Genomic DNA, 17,628 nt, shown 5'->3' on the forward strand with positions numbered 1-17,628 from the left:
CCGTCGTACGTCTCAGTAGGCCCGGCCGCCGCGTCTCATCGCCAGCGCCACGAACCCGGCCCCCACCGCGAGGAAGCCCGTCCCGCCGATCACATACGGCGTCGTGTCCGGGCCGCCCGTCTCCGCGAGCCGCGCCCCGCTCGCCGCGTGCTCCTGTTCGGAGGCGGTGACCCGACCTTCGTCGGTGGCGTTCGCGGACGGCACGAACCAGAGAGCGAAGAGCAGCGCCCCGGCCGCCGTGGCGGTCAGCAGCGGGCGTCGAGCGACGGACACAGAGATTCGATCCCCCTTGCGGAAACCGCGAATTGGTAGGTGCGCCGATGCTAATGAAAACAGCGGGTCGCAGGAAAGTCGGGAGCTCGGGCGGCCTACTCTCCGACCTATGAGCACTTCTGAGACATCACGCTATGTACGGCTTCGGGTGGAGGTCGTCCTGGAGATCGCCGGACCCGAGGAGCTGACAGGGGCGGCCGTCGGACGGATCGAGACCGACGAGTTCATGCCCGAGGAGGAGCGCGTGCACGCCCGCTCCGCCGTCCACGAGGACAGCGCCGAGGCGCTGGCGTACCTCATCGAGCCCTTCGACCTCGTCCGGGACGTCCCCGGCGTCGACCTGGTCCAGGCCTCCTGGACCAGCGAGGAGATCGACTACGACCCCGATGCCCAGGAGTGGGACCTCGACGAGGAAGATGGGGACGAGGAAGACGACGAAGAATCGGCCTAGCAGCGCTGACGCCCTGCTCGGAGCCCCGGGGCGATGTCGTGAGACATCGCACGCCCCGGGGCTTTCCCGTGGGGAATCCGTGCGCGGATCCCGGGTACGGATCCCCGTGCGGACCCGGGTACGGAGCCGTGTGCGGAACCGGACGGGCCGTACGCGCGTGTCGATCAGTGGTGTTCCCCACAAAGCCCCCGCTTCCGGAACCGGGCGGGGTGTCATGGATGTTCAGGCAAGTGTTGGCAGGGATTCGGCGACGATGGAGAAGCGAGTGATGACGGACAGCAAGCGTCGCAAGAGCCTGGCGGCCGCTGCCGCGGTGCTCGGTGGCGTATTGGTGCTCTCGGCGTGCAGCGACGGGGACAAGAGCGGCGCGGCCGACAGCTCCAAGTCGCCGCAGTCACAGGCTCAGGTCGACGAGGCCGCTGCGCAGAAGACGTCGAAGGCCCAGATATCCATCGCGCCCAAGAACGGCGCCGACAACGCCTCGATCAACAAGGACGCCAAGGTCACCGTGACCGACGGCACGCTGACCGAGGTCACGATGACCACCCAGGACGGCGCGACCGTCAAGGGTGAGATGTCGGCCGACAAGCTGAGCTGGCAGCCCACCGAGCAGCTCAAGCGCGCCACGGTCTACAAGATCGCCGCGACCGCCAAGGACGCGGACGGGCTGGAGGCGCACGAGAACTCCTCCTTCACCACCGTCTCCCAGGCCAACAGCTTCATCGGCAACTTCACGCCCGAGGACGGCTCCACCGTCGGCGTCGGCATGCCGGTCTCGCTCAACTTCAACAAGGCCATCACCGACAAGGCCGCCGTCCAGGGCGGCGTCAAGGTGACCTCCAGCAGCGGCCAGGAGGTCGTCGGGCACTGGTTCAACTCCCAGCGCCTGGACTTCCGTCCCGAGAGCTACTGGACCGAGGGCTCGACCGTCACGCTGAAGCTGGACCTCGACGGCGTCGAGGGCGCCCAGGGTGTCTACGGCGTCCAGCAGAAGACCGTCACCTTCAAGATCGGCCGCAACCAGGTCTCCACCGTCGACGTCGCCACCAAGACCATGACGGTCAAGCAGGACGGCAAGACGGTCAAGACCATCCCGATCTCCGCCGGCTCCCCGGAGAACCCGACCTACAACGGTCAGATGGTGATCTCCGAGAAGTTCAAGGAGACCCGGATGAACGGCGCCACCGTCGGCTTCACGGACGACGACGGCAAGGGCGAGTACGACATCAAGGACGTCCCGCACGCCATGCGCCTGTCCACCTCGGGCACGTTCATCCACGGCAACTACTGGGGCCCGGACTCGATCTTCGGCTCGGCCAACACCAGCCACGGCTGCGTGGGCCTGAACGACGTCAAGGGCGCGGGCGACCCGAAGCAGCAGGCCGCCTGGCTCTACGACCACTCGATCGTCGGTGACGTCGTGATCGTCAAGAACTCCAAGGACAAGACGATCGCCCCCGACAACGGCCTCAACGGCTGGAACATGAGCTGGTCGGCGTGGAAGGCCGGCTCGGCGGTCTGACGGCCTGCCGGTCCGACCGCCTGACGGTCGGACTGCATGACGGTCGGACGGCCTGACGAACCGACTGCCTGACGGCCTGACGAACCGACTGCCTGACGGTCGGACTGCGCCCCGTACGTACGACAGCGGCGGCCCCCCTCCCGGCATGGGAGGGGGGCCGCCGCTCTCGTCTCGTACGCGTCCGAGCAGGAGCTACCGGACGACCTCCTCCTCCACGCCCCACTGCGCGAGCAGCCGCAGCGCGTCCGCCGAGGCCGTCCCCGGCTCCGCCTGGTACGTCACGAGCACCAGGTCCGGGTCCGTCCCGGAGACCCTCAGCGACTCGTACTGCAGCGTCATCTCGCCCACCAGCGGATGCCGCAGCCGCTTGCTGCCGTGCCCCTTGTCCGCGACCGTGTGCGCCGCCCACAGCGAGCGGAACTCCTCGCTCTTCACCGACAGTTCGCCGACCAGCGCGAGCAGCGCGGGATCGTCCGGGTAGCAGCCCGCGTACAGCCGCAGCACACTCACCACCTCGGTCGCCTTGCACTCCCAATCCAGGTACAGATCACGCGTGTTGGGCCCGAGGAAGACCAGCCGGGCCATGTTGCGCTCCTCCGGCTCCATCGCCGCGAAGTCGCCGAGCAGCGCCCGCGACAGCCGGTTCCAGGCGAGGATGTCGAGGCGTCGGCCGAGGAGGACGGCCGGAACCGAGTCCATCGAGTCCAGCAGATGCTGCAGGCCGGGCCGCACGTGCTGGGGCCGCACGATCGCCGCCCGGTGCTGCTTCTTCTTCGCCGTCGGCTTGGCCAGATGCGTCAGATGCGCCCGCTCGGAGTCGCTCAGCCGCAGCGCCCGCGCGATCGAGTCCAGGACCTCCATCGACACATTGCGCCCGTTGCCCTGCTCGAGCCGGGTGTAGTACGCGACGGAGACGCCCGCCAGCTGCGCGAGCTCCTCCCGGCGCAGCCCCGGTACGCGACGATGGCGCCCGAACTCCGGCAGGCCCACGTCCTCCGGCTTCAGCCGGGCCCGGCGCGAGCGCAGGAATTCACTGAGTTCGGCACTGAGATCCATGCGGCGATCCATGCGTCCCGATTATCCCAGGTCGTACGCCCGGACGGACAGATGTTCCTGACCCTGCCAGTGGTAGGCACGCTGGACGTAGGCAGAACAGAGGTCTGGGTGAGCCGCGGACTCTCCGGCAGGCTGGTCGCCATGACCACGAACGTCTCCCTCGTCCCCGCCTACGCCGCCCCCGCCGCCAACGCCCCGCTGGAGCGCACCACCGTGCCGCGCCGCCCGGTCGGCGAGCACGACGTCCTCATCGAGATCAAGTACGCCGGAATCTGCCACTCCGACATCCACCAGGCCCGTGACGGCTGGGGTGAGGGCATCTTCCCGATGGTGCCCGGCCACGAGATCGCCGGCGTCGTCGCCGAGGTCGGCCCGGGCGTCACCAGGCACAAGGTCGGCGACCGTGTCGGCGTCGGCTGCTTCGTCGACTCCTGCCGGGAGTGCGAGTACTGCCTCCAGGGCCTGGAGCAGTACTGCACGGGCGGCTCGACGGCCACGTACAACGCCCTCGACAAGAAGGGCGAGCCCACGTACGGCGGCTACTCCACCCACGTCGTCGTCGACGAGAACTACACCCTGCGCATCCCCGAGGGCATCGCCCTCGACGAGGCAGCCCCGCTGCTCTGCGCCGGCATCACGCTCTACTCGCCGCTCGCCCACTGGAAGGCCGGTCCCGGCAAGAAGGTCGCGATCGTCGGTCTCGGCGGCCTCGGCCACATGGGCGTCAAGATCGCCCACGCGCTCGGCGCCGAGGTGACCGTGCTCAGCCAGTCGCTGAAGAAGCGGGAGGACGGCCTCAAGCTGGGGGCCGACCACTACTACGCCACCAGCGACCCGGCGACCTTCACCGAGCTCGCCGGCTCCTTCGACCTGATCATCTCCACCGTCTCGGCCCCGATCGACTTCGGCGCCTATCTGAGCCTGGTCAGGACGGACGGCGCCCTGGTGAACGTCGGCGCCCCCGAGGAGCCGATCGCGCTCAACCTGTTCTCGCTGATCGGCGGCCGCAAGACGCTCGCCGGCTCGATGATCGGCGGTATCGCCGAGACGCAGGAGATGCTCGACTTCTGCGCGGAGCACGGCCTGGGCGCGGAGATCGAGCTGATCCGCGCCGACCAGATCAACGAGGCGTACGAGCGGGTGCTCGCGAGCGATGTGCGGTACCGCTTCGTGATCGACGCGTCGACGATCTGAGGCGCTGGGAGTCGGCGCTCCGGGTGGGCCCGGGGCGGCCCGGGGTCGCCCGGGGCGGGTGCCGGGGCATGACGTGCGGGGTAATCGACCCGTACGGCATGCCCCGGCACGCTTGCGTCATGACCGCTTACGCACTCGCGAACCTCAGCCCGCAGACCGTCCTCCACGAGGAGGTCTTCGTGTACATCGAGCGCATCCAGTCCACGCTCGACCCCTTCGGCGGCCGCTTCCTCGTGCACGGCGCTCCCGAGCGGGAGGTCCGGGAGGGCGAATGGCCCGGTGACCTCGTCATGATCGCCTTCCCCTCGATGGACGACGCCCGTGCCTGGTACGACTCCGCCGCCTACCAGGAGCTGATCCCTCTGCGTGCCCGCCACATTCCGGGCGACGTGCTCCTCGTCGACGGCGTCGCCCCCGGCTACGACCCGGCGGCGACGGCCGCGACCCTGCGCGCCGCGTCAGGCGGCACGGCCTGAGCGCAGCTCCAGCCGCGTGCCGCCGAAGCCCGAGCGGAAACGGTGGTCGTGGGAGACCGCGACCACCGCGCCCTCGAAGGCGGCGAGAGCCGCCTCCAGCTCCTCGACCAGGGAGAGCGCCACATGGTTGGTCGGCTCGTCCAGGACGAGCAGCTCGGCCGGCCGGGTCACCAGCCGGGCCAGCTCCAGTCGGCGCTGCTGCCCCACCGAGAGCCGGGCCACGGGCACCGTCAGGTCCTCCTCCCGGAAGAGCCCGAGGGCGAGCAGTTGCTCCGCGTGCTCCTCGGGCAGGCCGGGGAGGCCCGCCGCGTACGCCGTGAGCAGCGGCTTCGGGGAGGGAACGGCGGGCAGCTCCTGGGCCAGGTACCCGACCCGGCCCGACCGGACGACCGTGCCGCTGTCGGGCCGCAGATCCCCGGCGAGAACCCGCAGCAGGGTCGTCTTGCCCGCGCCGTTGGGCCCGGAGACGAGCAGCCGGTCGCCGGGCGAGATCCGCAGCTTGTCGATCCGCAGCCGCTCGCCGACGACGACGCCGGCGAGCTCGGCGACCAAGCCGTCACGCCGCCGGAGGCCGCCATCCCGCGCGAGGCCGCCTGCCGGTCGGATGCCGCCTCCCGGTCGGGGTCCGCTTCCCGGTCCGGGGCCGCCATCCGGGCGGGTGCAGCCTCCCGACGCGAGGCCGCCTTCCGGCCCGAGGCCGCCTCCCGACGCGAGGCCGCCATCCGGCCCGAGGCCGCCTTCCGGCCCCGCACCGGAGGCCTCCGGTGCCGTGGGGTGGGGGGCGGCTGTCGTCAGTCGGGCCGTGAAGCGCAGCGGCTCCGGTGGGGGCGGGACCGGCGTCCTCCGCAGTTGTTCGAGCCGTACACGGGCCGCCCTGACCTGCCCGGACAGCTTGTTCTCGTGCGAGCGGCGGTGCTTGCCGAAACCCTGCCGGGGGTCCTTCCCCGCCCCCGCGAGCCGCTGCCCGGCCGCGGCCACCAGCTCTTCCGTACGGGCCAGTTCCTCCCGCCACTCCTCGTGCTCCTGCGCCCAGCGGCGGCGGGCCGCCGCCTTCGCCGCGCGGTAGCCCGCCCAGCCGTCGCCGTACCGGGTCACCGCGCGGGTGTCGCGGTCGACCTCCAGGATCGTGGTCGCCATCCCCTCCAGGAACCCGCGGTCATGGGTGACCGCCACGACCGTGCCGCGGTGGGCACGCAGCCGTTCCTCCAGCCATCCGGCGGCGGCCCGGTCGAGATGGTTCGTCGGTTCGTCGAGCAGCAGCAGCTCGGCGCCCGAGGCCAGGACGCAGGCCAGCGCGAGCCGCGACTGCTCCCCGCCGGAGAGCGTGCCGACGCGGCGCCCGTACGGGACGTGGCCGAGGCCCAGCCCGTGCAGCGCGGCGTCGACCCGGGCGTCGGCCTGGTAGCCGCCCCGCTCCTCGTACCGGGCGGCCAGCTCGCCGTACGCGGCGAGCTCTTCGGGGGTCGCCGAGCCGAGTGTCTCCTCGGCGGCCCTCATCTCGCGCTCCATGGCGCGGAGTTCGGCGAGCGCCGCGTCGACGGCGTCGCGCACGGTGTGCTCGGGCCCGAGGCCGAAGGTCTCGGCGAGGGTCTGCGCGAGATGCGCGACGCCCCCGGGGAAGCGGACCGTCACCTCCCCGCCGTCGGCAGCCTCCGCCCCGGCGAGCAGCCGGAGCAGCGTGGACTTCCCGGAGCCGTTCTCGCCGATGACGGCGGCCTTCTCACCGGGGCGGACGGTGAGCGTGAGCTGTTCGAGGACAGAGCGGTCCCCATAGGACTTGGAGACGTCTTTCAAGGTCAACTGGGCGCGGTCGCGCATGGGATCTTTCCCTGAGAGCTGGGGTGCGTTCGGGCCGGAGAGGGGACACCGGGGCCACCGCCGCCGCGCCCCTGGGGCGCCGGATCAGCGGGTCAGACCGTGTCCGCGGCCGGAATCAGAGAAAGAAGTAGAACGAACAACCCATCATGCGATCGAGTGTAATCAGACGGCTTGTGGCCGGCGCGGCCTTTTCCGGGCCGCCCCGCTTCACGTCTTCTTCTCGTACTTCGGCGTCCGGTCCGCGTTGAGCTGTTCGACCAGCTTGAAGACGGCGACGGCCAGCGGCTTCAGCTGACCCGTCCGTACGTTGTCCTGCATGCGCCGCAGCTCGGCGACGATCGCCTCCTGGTCGCCCTGCGGGCCGACGAGGTTCTGCTCGCCTCCGAGGGCGCCGAGCGACTTGTGGACGGCCTCGGCGCTGTCCTGGTCGACCATGGACCGCTCGGGCTGGGTCAGGTGCTCCCAGTTCTTGAGCAGGTCGTTCCCGGCCGGCAGCGCGTCCAGCCATTGGCCGCGGGTCAGGGTGACGGTGGTCCGGGTACGGTCGTTGGCCAGCCCACGCTCGACCTCGCTGCCGAAGACCCGATCGCCGTCGGTTCCGGTCATTCCGGCGGCCTCCAGGACGAGAGCGGTGAACGCGGGCGGGGCCGCCTGGAAGTGGTTCCTCAGGTCCTGCGACAGCAGGCCGAAGGAGCGGGCGAAGTCCGTGCGGGCCATCAGGGCCCCGGCGATCGACTTGGCGTTGGATCCCGGCTGGAGCTTCTGCCCTTGGAGCAGGTAGGCGGCGAGGTGCATGACGAGACCCGTGAGCGCCTTCCTGTCGGTCCCCGGCACCTCGAAGCCGAGCGTCGGAATCAGGGCGGCGACCGCGGCGCCGGCACCGGCGCGTGCCACCGGAAGGTCGCCGAGCCCGCCCGCCGACAGGTCGGCGGACGCCTGCCGGCGGCCCTTGACCCGGCCCGCGCCCAGCAGGGGGACGCGCTCCAGGGCACTCATCGGCTTGCGGTTCTCGAGGTAGTCGATCAGCTTCGGCAGCCGCTCCAGACGCGCCCCGAGCGTCGCCTGCGGGGCGAAGCTGAGCGCGTTGCCGTCCGGATAGATCCGCAGCCCGGTCCTGGGCTCCCCGCCGCCCGCCCGGACGTCCTCGGAGGGGATGTACTCGTCGCTCCTTCGGCCGTCGAGATAGCGGGCCATGGCGGTCACGTTGTCCATGACCGTCCCGACCTCCGCGACCGAGGTGAGCGGATCGGTGATCCACTCCAGGTTGGAGCCGCCGGTGGGGCTGGCGTCCGCCGTCAGGTCGAACTTCGCGCCCTTCACGACGAGACCGTGGACGCGCCCCTTGCCGAGGTTCTCGCCCGCGAGGGGCGCCTCGGACACCTCGCCCCTGTTCAGCAGGGTCGTGATCAGGCCCGTGCGCTCGCTGTCCTTCACGTCGAGGGCGGCGAGGCGCTGCGCGCCGGCTTCGTTCAGCATGCCGTCGGCGCCGAACCACCGTGCGCGCAGGGCGTCCTGACCGCCCGCGGCGATCTCCTTCCGCTCGCTCTCGTCGAGGCGGGCGTGGTACGGCGAGTACGGGGAGAGGAAGATGCCCAGGATCCTGGCGTCGATCAGCCGCAGTCGCTCCGCCGCGCGCCGGTCGCGGACCGCTTCGGAATCGGCCTCCATCCTGCGGACGTTCCACTGCGCCTCGAACTCGAAGCCGACGGCGCGCTGCACGGCTCCTTCCCCCGCCTGTGCACGGGGTCCCGCGGTGTGCCCCTCGGACTCTTCCCCGTGCTGGTGGGGGTGCTCGTGCGCGGTCGGCGCCGGTCCTGCCATCACCCGCGCCGCGTTCGCCTCGGCGGCCCGCTCGAAGCGGTCGGACGGGTCGCTCACCCGCAGCCCGTCACCACTGTCGGTCCCGGAGACGGGGCCCTGCCGCTGCTGGATGACATGCGTCAACTCGTGGGCGAGGGTGTGCTTGTCGGCGCCCCCGGAGCCGATGACGACGTGCTCTCCCGAGGTGTACGCGCGGGCACCGAGCTCCGATGCCGAACGCTGGGCGGCGGCGCCGGTGTGCAGCCGTACGGTGGAGAAGTCCGCGCCGAGACGGGCCTCCATCTCGCTGCGCAGCGGCGCGTCCAGGGCCGAGCCCCGCGAGCGCAGCACGGTGTGGGCGGCGGCGCGCTGCACGGGGGGTGCCTGTTCCCGCTCCTGACCGCCGCCGAGCATCGCGGTGACGGCCCGGTTGCCGACACTGCGCTGGAGCGCGTGGAGGTGCTGCGGGGAGAACACGCCCGGGGCGCGCCCGGAGCCGCCGGTGGTGGGTGCGGACTGACGTGTCGACCGCTCGGGTTCGTGGTGATCCCGGCCGCCCGGCTCCTGAACGCGCATGGCATCTCCGGCGATTCCGACAGCGAAGCTCCGTCCGCGACCCACGATGACCGGAGCCGGGCAGTCCCGGAAGTCCCCCGGGGGCAACGTCCGGGCACGCCGGCTGCCCCCGGGGGATCAGGCTCTCCTACGCGGCCCGCGCGGTGCGCCGACGCGTGCGCGGCCTGCGCGGCGCCCCGCCGCATGCGCGGCCCGTGTGGCGCGCCGCCCGGCCTACGCGGCCTGCGCTGCGCGCCGCCGGCCTACGCGGCCTGCGGGGCGCCGCGGCCTACTCGGCCTTCGCGACGCCGATCGGGCAGGAGACTCCCGTACCGCCGATGCCGCAGTACCCGGCCGGGTTCTTGTCCAGGTACTGCTGGTGGTAGCCCTCGGCCGGGTAGAAGGTGCGGCCCTCGGCCGGGAGGATCTCCGTGCTGATCGTGCCGTAGCCGGAGCCCGTCAGGACCTTCTGGTACGCGACGCGGGAGGTGTCGGCGGCCGCGGCCTGGGCGTCGGAGTGGGTGTAGACCGCGGATCGGTACTGCGTGCCGACGTCGTTGCCCTGGCGGAAGCCCTGGGTCGGGTCGTGGGACTCCCAGAAGAGCTTGAGCAGCTGCTCGTACGAGACCTTCGACGGGTCGAAGACGACCCGGACGACCTCGGTGTGGCCCGTGAGGCCCGAGCAGACCTCCTCGTAGACCGGGTGCGGCGTGAGGCCGCCCTGGTAGCCGACCAGGGTCGTCCAGACGCCCTCGGTCTGCCAGAACTTGCGCTCGGCGCCCCAGAAACAGCCCAGGGCGAAGTCGGCCACCTCAAGGCCCTCGGGGTACGGGCCGAGCAGCGGGGTGCCCAGCACGGTGTGGCGCTCGGGGACCGCGAACTCGGACTCGGACCGACCCTTGAGCGCCTGGTCGGGCGTGGGGAGGACGGGGGTGCGTGACAGGAACATGCGGCATCTCCTCGACGGTGGGCGTTACGCACAACGCCCGAACTCCGGGAGGGATTCCCCCGGGCCCCGGGCGTCCGGTCACGCGCGCGTGCCGCCAGGGAGTGCCGCCACGGGCCGCAGCGCAGAGGCCCGTGCCCCGCCGCGTCAGTGCGGCAGGGTCGCCGGGCTTCCGCCGTTGGCCTCGTAGCCCGCCACCGCCAGGTTCCGGTACACCGTGTACTCCGCCGCCGGGTCCCCGCTCAGCGTCCACGGCAGGGCGCCCACATGACCGTCGACGTGGACCAGTTGGTTCATGGCCTCCGACCAGCGCTCCCCGCGGACCAGGAAGAGGACCAGCAGGTGCCGGACGTGCGCCAGCATCGGGTCGTCGGCGCGCGCCGAGTGGACGGCGTACAGCGCGCCCTCCATCGCCTTCCGCACCACCTCGGTCCGGAAGAAGTCCTGGACGAGCACGATCTCGGGCAGGTGCTCGTAGACCGCGAAGAGCGGCAGCGCGGCGAGCAGCGAGCCCTGCGGGGCGCGGGCCGCGGCCGCCGTCGCGAAGCGGTCGGCGTCCTCGCGCGAGCCGTGCCACTTCTCGCACCAGAAGTGCAGCGCGGCCAGGTGCGCGCCCATGTGCTGGGGCGCGCGGTCGATGATCTTCGCCCAGACCTGGTCGAACTCCTCGTGGCTGTAGCCGAGTCCCCGCGCGACCGCGAGCTGCACGATGTACGGGACGGGGTCGCCGGGGGCGAGCAGCGCCGCCTCCTCGCTCACCTTCTTCGCCTCTTCGAGGATGATCCGGAAGTCGTCGCTGCCGGCCGAGGACGAGCGCCACGCCTGCTGCACCAGGAACTCGGCGTGCACGGCCGCCCCGCCCGGGTCCTTCGGCGAGTCTGCCCGCCACGCGCGCAGCCACGCGCCGCCCGCGCCGGGCTTCTGCTGGAGCTCCAGCGAGGCCGCGCCCGCGAACGCCTGGACGCGCTGCCAGCGGACCTCGCCCTCCTTCTCCGTGCCGGCGAGCAGCTGCGAGGCGGCCCGCCAGTCCTGGGTCGCCTGGACCACGTCGAGCACGTCGAGCAGATCCCGGTCCGGCCCCGGCATCCGTACGTCCTGCTCCTCCTGGCGCAGGAAGCCGTACGCCTCGGGATCGGCGGCGTCCGGCGAGCCGGGCGCGACCTGCCGGATACCGACGCCGGACCGCCGGCGCCTCACATACGGGGTCACGATCGCGATCAGCAGCGCCATCGCCATCAGGAACCAGAGAATCTCCATGTGTCCATTGTCCAGGACACTCCCTGAGACATGAGGCGGCGGTCCCCGGCGCTCGGGACTACGCTCCTGACCCATGAGCGATGAGCACATCCACCAGAGCTTCGAGACCCGCGCGATCCACGCGGGCAACACCGCCGACCCGCTGACCGGCGCGGTCGTCCCGCCGATCTACCAGGTCTCCACCTACAAGCAGGACGGCGTCGGCGGGCTGCGCGGAGGTTACGAGTACAGCCGGAGCGCCAACCCCACGCGCACCGCGCTCGAGGAGAACCTCGCGGCCCTCGAAGGCGGCCGCCGCGGACTGGCCTTCGCGTCCGGTCTGGCCGCGGAGGACTGCCTGCTGCGGACCCTGCTCGCCCCCGGCGACCACGTGGTGATCCCCAACGACGCCTACGGCGGCACCTTCCGCCTCTTCGCCAAGGTCGTCCAGCGCTGGGGCGTGGACTTCTCCGTGGCCGACACCTCCGACGTCGAGTCGGTGCGCGGCGCGGTCAACGACCGTACGAAGGTGATCTGGGTCGAGACCCCGTCGAACCCGCTGCTCGGCATCACCGACATCGCGGCGGTCGCGGCCGTGGCCCGGTCGGCCGGCGCGAAGCTGGTCGTCGACAACACCTTCGCCTCGCCCTACCTCCAGCAGCCGCTGTCGCTGGGCGCGGACATCGTCGTGCACTCGCTGACGAAGTACATGGGCGGCCACTCGGACGTCGTGGGCGGCGCCCTGGTGACGGCCGACGAGGCGCTCGGCGAGGAGCTGGCGTACCACCAGAACGCGATGGGCGCGGTGGCCGGTCCGTTCGACTCGTGGATCGTGCTGCGCGGCATCAAGACGCTCGCCGTCCGGATGGACCGGCACAGCGAGAACGCGGAGAAGATCGCGGAGATGCTGACCCAGCACCCGAAGGTCACCCAGGTCCTGTACCCGGGTCTGCCGGAGCACCCCGGTCACGAGATCGCCGCCAAGCAGATGAAGTCCTTCGGCGGAATGATCTCCTTCCGGGTGGTCGGCGGGGAGGAGGCGGCGGTCGAGGTCTGCAACCGCGCCAAGCTCTTCACGCTGGGCGAGTCCCTGGGCGGCGTCGAGTCGCTGATCGAGCACCCGGGCCGGATGACGCACGCGAGCGTGGCGGGCTCCGCCCTGGAGGTCCCGGCGGACCTGGTCCGGATCTCCGTGGGCATCGAGAACGTGGACGACCTGCTGGCGGACCTGCGCCAGGCCCTGGGCTAGTACCGCCGGGGGCGGGCCCGAGCCGTACGGCCGGGTGCCCGCGTCCTCGACGTACCCGGCCGGGCGGCCCTCCGAGGGGCGCCCGGCCGCTGTCACCGCTCGGTCAGGCCGGTACCTTCTCGTCCTCCAGCGATTCCCGGACCATCGCGCGCAGCTCGGGGCTGTCGTCGTGCCCGTGCACGGAGATCGCGTGTTCGGAGGCGGCCCGGACGACTTCCTCCTCCTCACCGGTGATGGTGAGGGTGCAGCCCATCACGCTCGGGGTCTTGCGGCAGTCGGCGACTTTCCTGGTCATGGGTCCTCCTCGACTCGCCCGCTCCTTCCAGGCTAAGGCCGCCGTCACCAGCCTTCGAGCGGTGGCGTCGTCTCCGCGGGCGGCACGCTCCAGGGCTCGGCCACCGTCGCCCAGACCGCGAACGCGAGCACGGCCGCGACCAGCAGCACCCACAGGGCCCGGCGTACGGCACGGTCGCGGTGGAGCAGCCGGGCACCGCGCGCCACGGCCCGCGCGACCAGCTCGGCGGGGACCTGCGGGTGCGGGGATTCCAGCATCCGCCGGACCTCGTCCTCCTTGTCCTCGTGCCGGCTCACGAGGCGAGTCTCCCGCCGCGCCGGTCCCGCAGCGCCGACACGGACCGGGCGCAGATGGCCCGTACGCGCTCCTCGGCCAGTCCGAGCAGGGCCGCGGTCTGCTCCTCGGCCACCCCCTCGTACAGCCGCAGCACCACGACGAGACGTTCCTGCGGGGTGAGCGCGGAGAGGAGGCCGCCCCGGCCGCGGTGGTGCCGCCAGGCGGTGCGCGCGAAGCGGGTGGCGAGGTCGGCGCGGGTGCGGTCGTACGGGTCCTCCCCGCGCAGACGGTCCCAGTGGGCGTAGGTGTGGGCGAGGGAGGCGGTCAACAGCCCCTGGGCGCGCGGGTTGGCGTCCCGCGTCTCGGCGGTGAGCAGCGTCGCGGCATGCAGCAGCCGTCCCGCCGCCCCCGCCACGAACGCCTCGAACTGCCGGGCGCGGAAGCGGTTCTCGCCCGACGGGCCGTCCTGTCGATCTCGCACGTCCTCATATGAGGACAGGGGACGGCCGGGGTCAAGAGGTCGCGGCGGACTCCGTGTCGGTGGCGGGCGGCAGGCCCGACTGCCGGGCGGAGAGCGCGGAGTTGAAGCGGGTGAGCAGGGTGCAGAACGATTCGCGCTCCGCCGGCGTCCAGCCGTCGGTCACCTGCGCCATCAGCTCGCGGCGCGAGGCGCGGACCTCCTCCAGGCGGGCCAGGCCGCGCGGGGAGAGCTGGAGCACGACCGCGCGCCCGTCCTCGGGGTGCGAGGTGCGCTTGACCAGGCCGGTGTCGACGAGCGGGGCGACCTGGCGGGTGACCGTGGACGAGTCGATGCCCATGCCCGCCGCGAGCGCCTTGACGCCCATCGGACCTTCCTGGTCGAGCCGGTTCAGGAGCAGATACGCCGCCCGGTCCATCGAGTTGCGGAGCTGTCCGGTGCCGCCGAGACGGGTCTGTTCGGCCCGGCGGGCGAAGACGGCCACCTGGTGCTGGAGGGCATCGAGGAGACCGGGGTCAAGCTCAGTCGTCATGTCCTGAGATGTGGGCATGGCTGTGGGGGCTCTCTCGTGCGGTGGTCGGTTGGTGGGGGACAGAGTACGCGGACCCGCGAGAGTCCGTACCTGCGCTGCGCAAACCGGCTGCGACGGGCGTTCCCCGGGCGGCCACCAGCCCCTTGAGCTGCGAGACTTGCTGTCATGAGCTTCCGTAGGCCAGACCCCTTGCACCCGCTGATCCTCGACGATGTGCGCGGGGCGCAGAAGATGCTGTCCGGGGTGGCCCGAGTGACCGCGATGGAGGGCAGCCGCCATCTGTCGTCGCTGGTGGGAGCCCCGGTCCACCTCAAGTGCGAGAACCTTCAACGAACGGGTTCGTTCAAGCTGCGCGGCGCGTACGTACGGATCGCGGGGCTGCGGCCCGAGCAGCGGGCGGCCGGAGTGGTCGCCGCCTCGGCGGGCAACCACGCGCAGGGGGTCGCTCTCGCCTCCGCGCTCCTCGGGGTGCACTCCACGGTCTTCATGCCGGTCGGCGCCCCGCTGCCGAAGGTCGCGGCGACCCGCGAGTACGGCGCCGAGGTGCGGCTGCACGGCCATGTCGTGGACGAGACGCTGGCGGCGGCGGAGGAGTACGCGGCGGAGACCGGCGCGGTCTTCATCCACCCCTTCGACCACCCGGACATCATCGCGGGGCAGGGCACGGTCGGCCTGGAGATCCTGGAGCAGTGCCCGGAGGTCCGCACGATCCTGGTGGGCGTCGGCGGGGGCGGTCTTGTGGCCGGTGTCGGTCTCGCCGTGAAGTCCGTACGCCCCGATGTGAAGGTGATCGGTGTGCAGGCGGAGGGCGCCGCGGCCTATCCCCCGTCGCTGGCCGCCGGGCATCCGGTGGCGATCGAGTCGCCGGTGACGATGGCGGACGGGATCAAGGTCGGCCGGCCGGGCGATGTGCCGTTCGCGATCGTGCGGGAGTACGTGGACGAGATCCGTACCGTCTCCGAGGACGCGCTCTCCTCGGCGCTGCTGCTCTGTCTGGAGCGGGCGAAGCTGGTGGTCGAGCCGGCCGGCGCGAGCCCGGTCGCGGCGCTGCTGAGCGACCCGACGGCGTTCCAGGGCCCGGTGGTCGCGATCCTGTCGGGCGGGAACGTCGATCCGGTGCTGATGCAGCGGGTCCTGCGCCACGGCATGGCGGCCGGGGGCCGCTATCTGAGCCTGCGGCTGCGGGTGACGGACCGGCCGGGCGCGCTGGCGACGCTGCTCGCGGTGCTGACGGTGGTGGACGCGAACGTCCTGGACGTGAGTCATGTGCGTACCGATCCCCGGCTGGGTCTGACGGAGGCGGACGTGGAGCTGCACCTGGAGACGAAGGGTCCCGAGCACTGCCGGGAGGTCGAGGCGGCGCTGCGGGACGCGGGGTACGTGGTGCTGACGTAGCGGGTGGCGAGGCTCGCCGACGGCGGCGCCGGGGATCGGTCTTCGATCCCCGGCGCCGCTTTTTTCGTCCTGCGCGGGCCTGTGCTTCTTCCGATGTGCGCGCAGGGCTTGTGTATCGCGATATGTCGCGTTAGTTTTGTGGGTCAGATCACACATTCGGTGGGCGGCGGATGCCGTTCAAACCTAAACTTGGGTGGAAAACGCCCAAATCCCTGGGAGAACCCACATGCCAGGCGCGATCTACGCCGAAGGTCTGGTGAAGACCTTCGGCGACGTACGAGCTCTGGACGGCGTCGACCTCGACGTACCCGAGGGCACGGTCCTGGGCCTGCTCGGCCCGAACGGCGCGGGGAAGACGACGGCGGTGCGCGTGCTGACGACGCTGCTCCAGCCGGACAGCGGAAGGGCGCTCGTCGCCGGAATCGACGTGCTGAAGCACCCCAACGAAGTCCGGCGCTCGATCGGCCTGTCCGGGCAGTTCGCGGCTGTCGACGAGTATCTGACCGGCCGCGAGAACCTCCAGATGGTCGGCCAGCTCTACCAGCTGAGCGCCAAGCGGGCGAAGGCCCGGGCGGGAGAGCTTCTCGAGCGTTTCAACCTCGCCGACGCGGCCGACCGCACAGCGAAGACGTACTCCGGCGGCATGCGCCGCCGCCTCGACCTCGCCGCGGCGCTCGTCGTCTCCCCGCCGGTGATGTTCATGGACGAGCCGACGACCGGCCTCGACCCGCGCAACCGCCAGGCCCTCTGGGAGGTCATCCAGGAACTCGTCGCGGGGGGTACGACCCTGCTCCTGACGACTCAGTACCTGGAGGAGGCCGACCACCTGGCGCACGACATCTGCGTCATCGACCACGGCAAGGTCATCGCCCGCGGCACCGCGGACGAGCTCAAGGCCCAGACGGGCGGCGAGCGCGTCGAGGTCGTCGTCCACGAACCGGAGATGATCGACCCGGCCCGCACCGTCCTCGCCCGCTACGGCGTGGCGGGCATCGGCCACGGTGAGGTCTCCGTCGAGAACCACACCCGCAAGCTCACCGTCCCGGTCACCGGCGGCGCCAAGCTGCTCGCCGAGGTCATCCGCGACCTGGACACCGTCGGCGTCGAGATCGACGACATCGGTCTGCGCCGGCCCACACTCGACGACGTCTTCATCTCGCTCACCGGCCACGCCGCCGAGCGGCGGGAGGAAGAGGAGAACGGCGGGGAGCCGCAGGACGCCAAGGGCCCGAAGCGCGACCGGAAGGAGGTGGCGAATTGAGCACCATGAACGACTCCCTGGTCATCGCCCGGCGGAACCTGATTCGCATGACCAGGATTCCCGAGATGATCCTCTTCGGACTCATCCAGCCAGTGATGTTCGTGATCCTCTTCACTTACGTCTTCGGCGGCTCGATGAGCATCGGCGGCACCACCGACCCGGACGTCTACAAGAACTTCCTGATGGCCGGCATCTTCGCCCAGACGGTCACGTTCGCCACGGCCGGCGCGGGCGCGGGCATCGCCGACGACATGCACAAGGGCCTCATCGACCGCTTCCGCTCCCTGCCGATGGCCAGAGGCGCGGTCCTCACCGGCCGCACCCTCGCCGACCTCGTGCAGACCGCGCTGACTCTGCTGGTCCTCGCGGTCGTCGCGCTGATCATCGGCTGGCGGCCCGGCTACGCGGAGCCGACGACCTTCGGGAAGGTCCTGGCAGGCTTCGCCCTGCTCCTCCTCCTCGGCTACGCCTTCACATGGATCGGTGCGCTCATCGGCCTGTCCGTGCGCACGCCGGAGGCGGCGACGTCCGGAGGACTGATCTGGCTCTTCCCGGTCACGTTCATCTCGAACGCGTTCGTGGACTCCAGCCAGATGCCGTCCTGGCTCCAGCCGATCGCGGAGTGGAACCCTTTCAGCGCCACGGTGCAGGCGTGCCGCAAGCTCTTCGGCGACCCGGGTCTGTCCCCGTCCGACGCATGGCCGATGCAGTACCCGGTGTGGGCGTCGCTGATCTACTCGGTCCTGATCATCGCCATCTTCCGGACGCTGTCCGTCCGCAAGTACCGCCGCGCGGACGGCTGACGGCCCTGCGGA

At 71.4% G+C, this 17,628-nt stretch carries 18 protein-coding genes; 8 read left to right on the top strand and 10 right to left on the bottom strand.

Annotation, left to right across the window (positions count from 1 at the left end; translation table 11 throughout):
• Positions 1-12 precede the first annotated feature (12 nt).
• Positions 13-273, bottom strand: a complete 261-nt coding sequence (locus ACFY8U_RS12555; protein WP_389569086.1) for an LAETG motif-containing sortase-dependent surface protein — start codon at positions 271-273, stop codon at positions 13-15.
• Positions 274-382: 109 nt separating this feature from the next.
• On the opposite strand from ACFY8U_RS12555, the gene ACFY8U_RS12560 reads away from it, so the two are divergent.
• Both ACFY8U_RS12560 and ACFY8U_RS12565 read left to right on the top strand, forming a co-directional pair.
• On the top strand, positions 383-724 hold the full coding sequence (locus tag ACFY8U_RS12560; protein ID WP_361442971.1) for a hypothetical protein: 342 nt from the start codon (positions 383-385) through the stop codon (positions 722-724).
• A 253-nt stretch (positions 725-977) separates the two neighbouring features.
• Complete coding sequence (locus ACFY8U_RS12565; RefSeq protein WP_389569089.1) at positions 978-2,246, top strand: Ig-like domain-containing protein; 1,269 nt, start codon at positions 978-980, stop codon at positions 2,244-2,246.
• Positions 2,247-2,438: 192 nt separating this feature from the next.
• Here ACFY8U_RS12565 and ACFY8U_RS12570 read toward each other — a convergent pair whose 3' ends face one another.
• A complete protein-coding gene (locus tag ACFY8U_RS12570) occupies positions 2,439-3,302 on the bottom strand; it encodes a helix-turn-helix domain-containing protein (RefSeq protein ID WP_389569092.1) in 864 nt (287 codons plus the stop codon).
• 141 nt (positions 3,303-3,443) lie between these two features.
• Between ACFY8U_RS12570 and ACFY8U_RS12575 the strand changes: the two genes are divergently transcribed.
• Together ACFY8U_RS12575 and ACFY8U_RS12580 are read left to right on the top strand one after the other, a co-directional pair.
• The gene (locus ACFY8U_RS12575; protein ID WP_389569095.1) at positions 3,444-4,496 is read left to right on the top strand and encodes an NAD(P)-dependent alcohol dehydrogenase; all 1,053 of its coding nucleotides are present in this window, start codon (positions 3,444-3,446) and stop codon (positions 4,494-4,496) included.
• 119 nt (positions 4,497-4,615) lie between these two features.
• Positions 4,616-4,972 carry a DUF1330 domain-containing protein gene (locus ACFY8U_RS12580; RefSeq protein WP_389569098.1) on the top strand — a complete coding sequence of 119 codons (357 nt, stop codon included), beginning with the start codon at positions 4,616-4,618 and terminating at the stop codon, positions 4,970-4,972.
• Here ACFY8U_RS12580 and ACFY8U_RS12585 read toward each other — a convergent pair.
• The 4 genes from ACFY8U_RS12585 to ACFY8U_RS12600 form a co-directional block, all read right to left on the bottom strand.
• A complete protein-coding gene (locus tag ACFY8U_RS12585) occupies positions 4,955-6,790 on the bottom strand; it encodes an ABC-F family ATP-binding cassette domain-containing protein (protein WP_389569101.1) in 1,836 nt (611 codons plus the stop codon). The two genes, ACFY8U_RS12580 and ACFY8U_RS12585, sit on opposite strands and share 18 nt — an antisense overlap.
• 207 nt (positions 6,791-6,997) lie before the next feature.
• Positions 6,998-9,166, bottom strand: a complete 2,169-nt coding sequence (locus ACFY8U_RS12590; RefSeq protein ID WP_389569103.1) for a DUF4157 domain-containing protein — start codon at positions 9,164-9,166, stop codon at positions 6,998-7,000.
• Between the two features lie 268 nt (positions 9,167-9,434).
• Entirely contained in the window at positions 9,435-10,094 is a 660-nt protein-coding gene (msrA, locus tag ACFY8U_RS12595) for a peptide-methionine (S)-S-oxide reductase MsrA (protein WP_361435895.1), read from the bottom strand.
• Between the two features lie 144 nt (positions 10,095-10,238).
• Complete coding sequence (locus ACFY8U_RS12600; protein WP_361435897.1) at positions 10,239-11,348, bottom strand: hypothetical protein; 1,110 nt, start codon at positions 11,346-11,348, stop codon at positions 10,239-10,241.
• 73 nt (positions 11,349-11,421) lie between these two features.
• Between ACFY8U_RS12600 and ACFY8U_RS12605 the strand changes: the two genes are divergently transcribed.
• On the top strand, positions 11,422-12,576 hold the full coding sequence (locus ACFY8U_RS12605) for a cystathionine gamma-synthase (RefSeq protein WP_361435899.1): 1,155 nt from the start codon (positions 11,422-11,424) through the stop codon (positions 12,574-12,576).
• Between the two features lie 103 nt (positions 12,577-12,679).
• On the opposite strand, the gene ACFY8U_RS12610 is transcribed toward ACFY8U_RS12605, so the two are convergent.
• The 4 genes from ACFY8U_RS12610 to ACFY8U_RS12625 are packed head-to-tail and all read right to left on the bottom strand — an operon-like array spanning position 12,680 to position 14,175.
• Positions 12,680-12,871, bottom strand: a complete 192-nt coding sequence (locus ACFY8U_RS12610; protein ID WP_361596744.1) for a DUF1059 domain-containing protein — start codon at positions 12,869-12,871, stop codon at positions 12,680-12,682.
• 44 nt (positions 12,872-12,915) lie between these two features.
• On the bottom strand, positions 12,916-13,167 hold the full coding sequence (locus tag ACFY8U_RS12615) for a hypothetical protein (RefSeq protein WP_361768747.1): 252 nt from the start codon (positions 13,165-13,167) through the stop codon (positions 12,916-12,918).
• A complete protein-coding gene (locus ACFY8U_RS12620; protein WP_389569107.1) occupies positions 13,164-13,628 on the bottom strand; it encodes a sigma factor-like helix-turn-helix DNA-binding protein in 465 nt (154 codons plus the stop codon). Before ACFY8U_RS12620 ends, ACFY8U_RS12615 begins: the two co-directional genes overlap by 4 nt.
• Positions 13,629-13,659: 31 nt before the next feature.
• The gene (locus ACFY8U_RS12625) at positions 13,660-14,175 is read right to left on the bottom strand and encodes a MarR family transcriptional regulator (protein ID WP_361435909.1); all 516 of its coding nucleotides are present in this window, start codon (positions 14,173-14,175) and stop codon (positions 13,660-13,662) included.
• Positions 14,176-14,322: 147 nt separating this feature from the next.
• Here ACFY8U_RS12625 and ilvA point away from each other — a divergent pair, with 147 nt between their 5' ends.
• The 3 genes from ilvA (at position 14,323) to ACFY8U_RS12640 (ending at position 17,616) form a co-directional block, all read left to right on the top strand.
• Positions 14,323-15,552 (top strand): threonine ammonia-lyase, encoded by a 1,230-nt coding sequence (gene ilvA, locus ACFY8U_RS12630; RefSeq protein WP_361435912.1) that lies wholly within the window; start codon positions 14,323-14,325, stop codon positions 15,550-15,552.
• A 226-nt stretch (positions 15,553-15,778) separates the two neighbouring features.
• Positions 15,779-16,813, top strand: a complete 1,035-nt coding sequence (locus ACFY8U_RS12635; RefSeq protein WP_389569110.1) for an ATP-binding cassette domain-containing protein — start codon at positions 15,779-15,781, stop codon at positions 16,811-16,813.
• Between the two features lie 5 nt (positions 16,814-16,818).
• Positions 16,819-17,616, top strand: coding sequence for an ABC transporter permease (locus tag ACFY8U_RS12640; protein ID WP_361597293.1), 798 nt, complete (start codon positions 16,819-16,821; stop codon positions 17,614-17,616).
• Positions 17,617-17,628 lie beyond the last annotated feature (12 nt).

It is taken from the genome of Streptomyces sp. NPDC012508 (assembly GCF_042902595.1).
Lineage (GTDB): Bacteria > Actinomycetota > Actinomycetes > Streptomycetales > Streptomycetaceae > Streptomyces.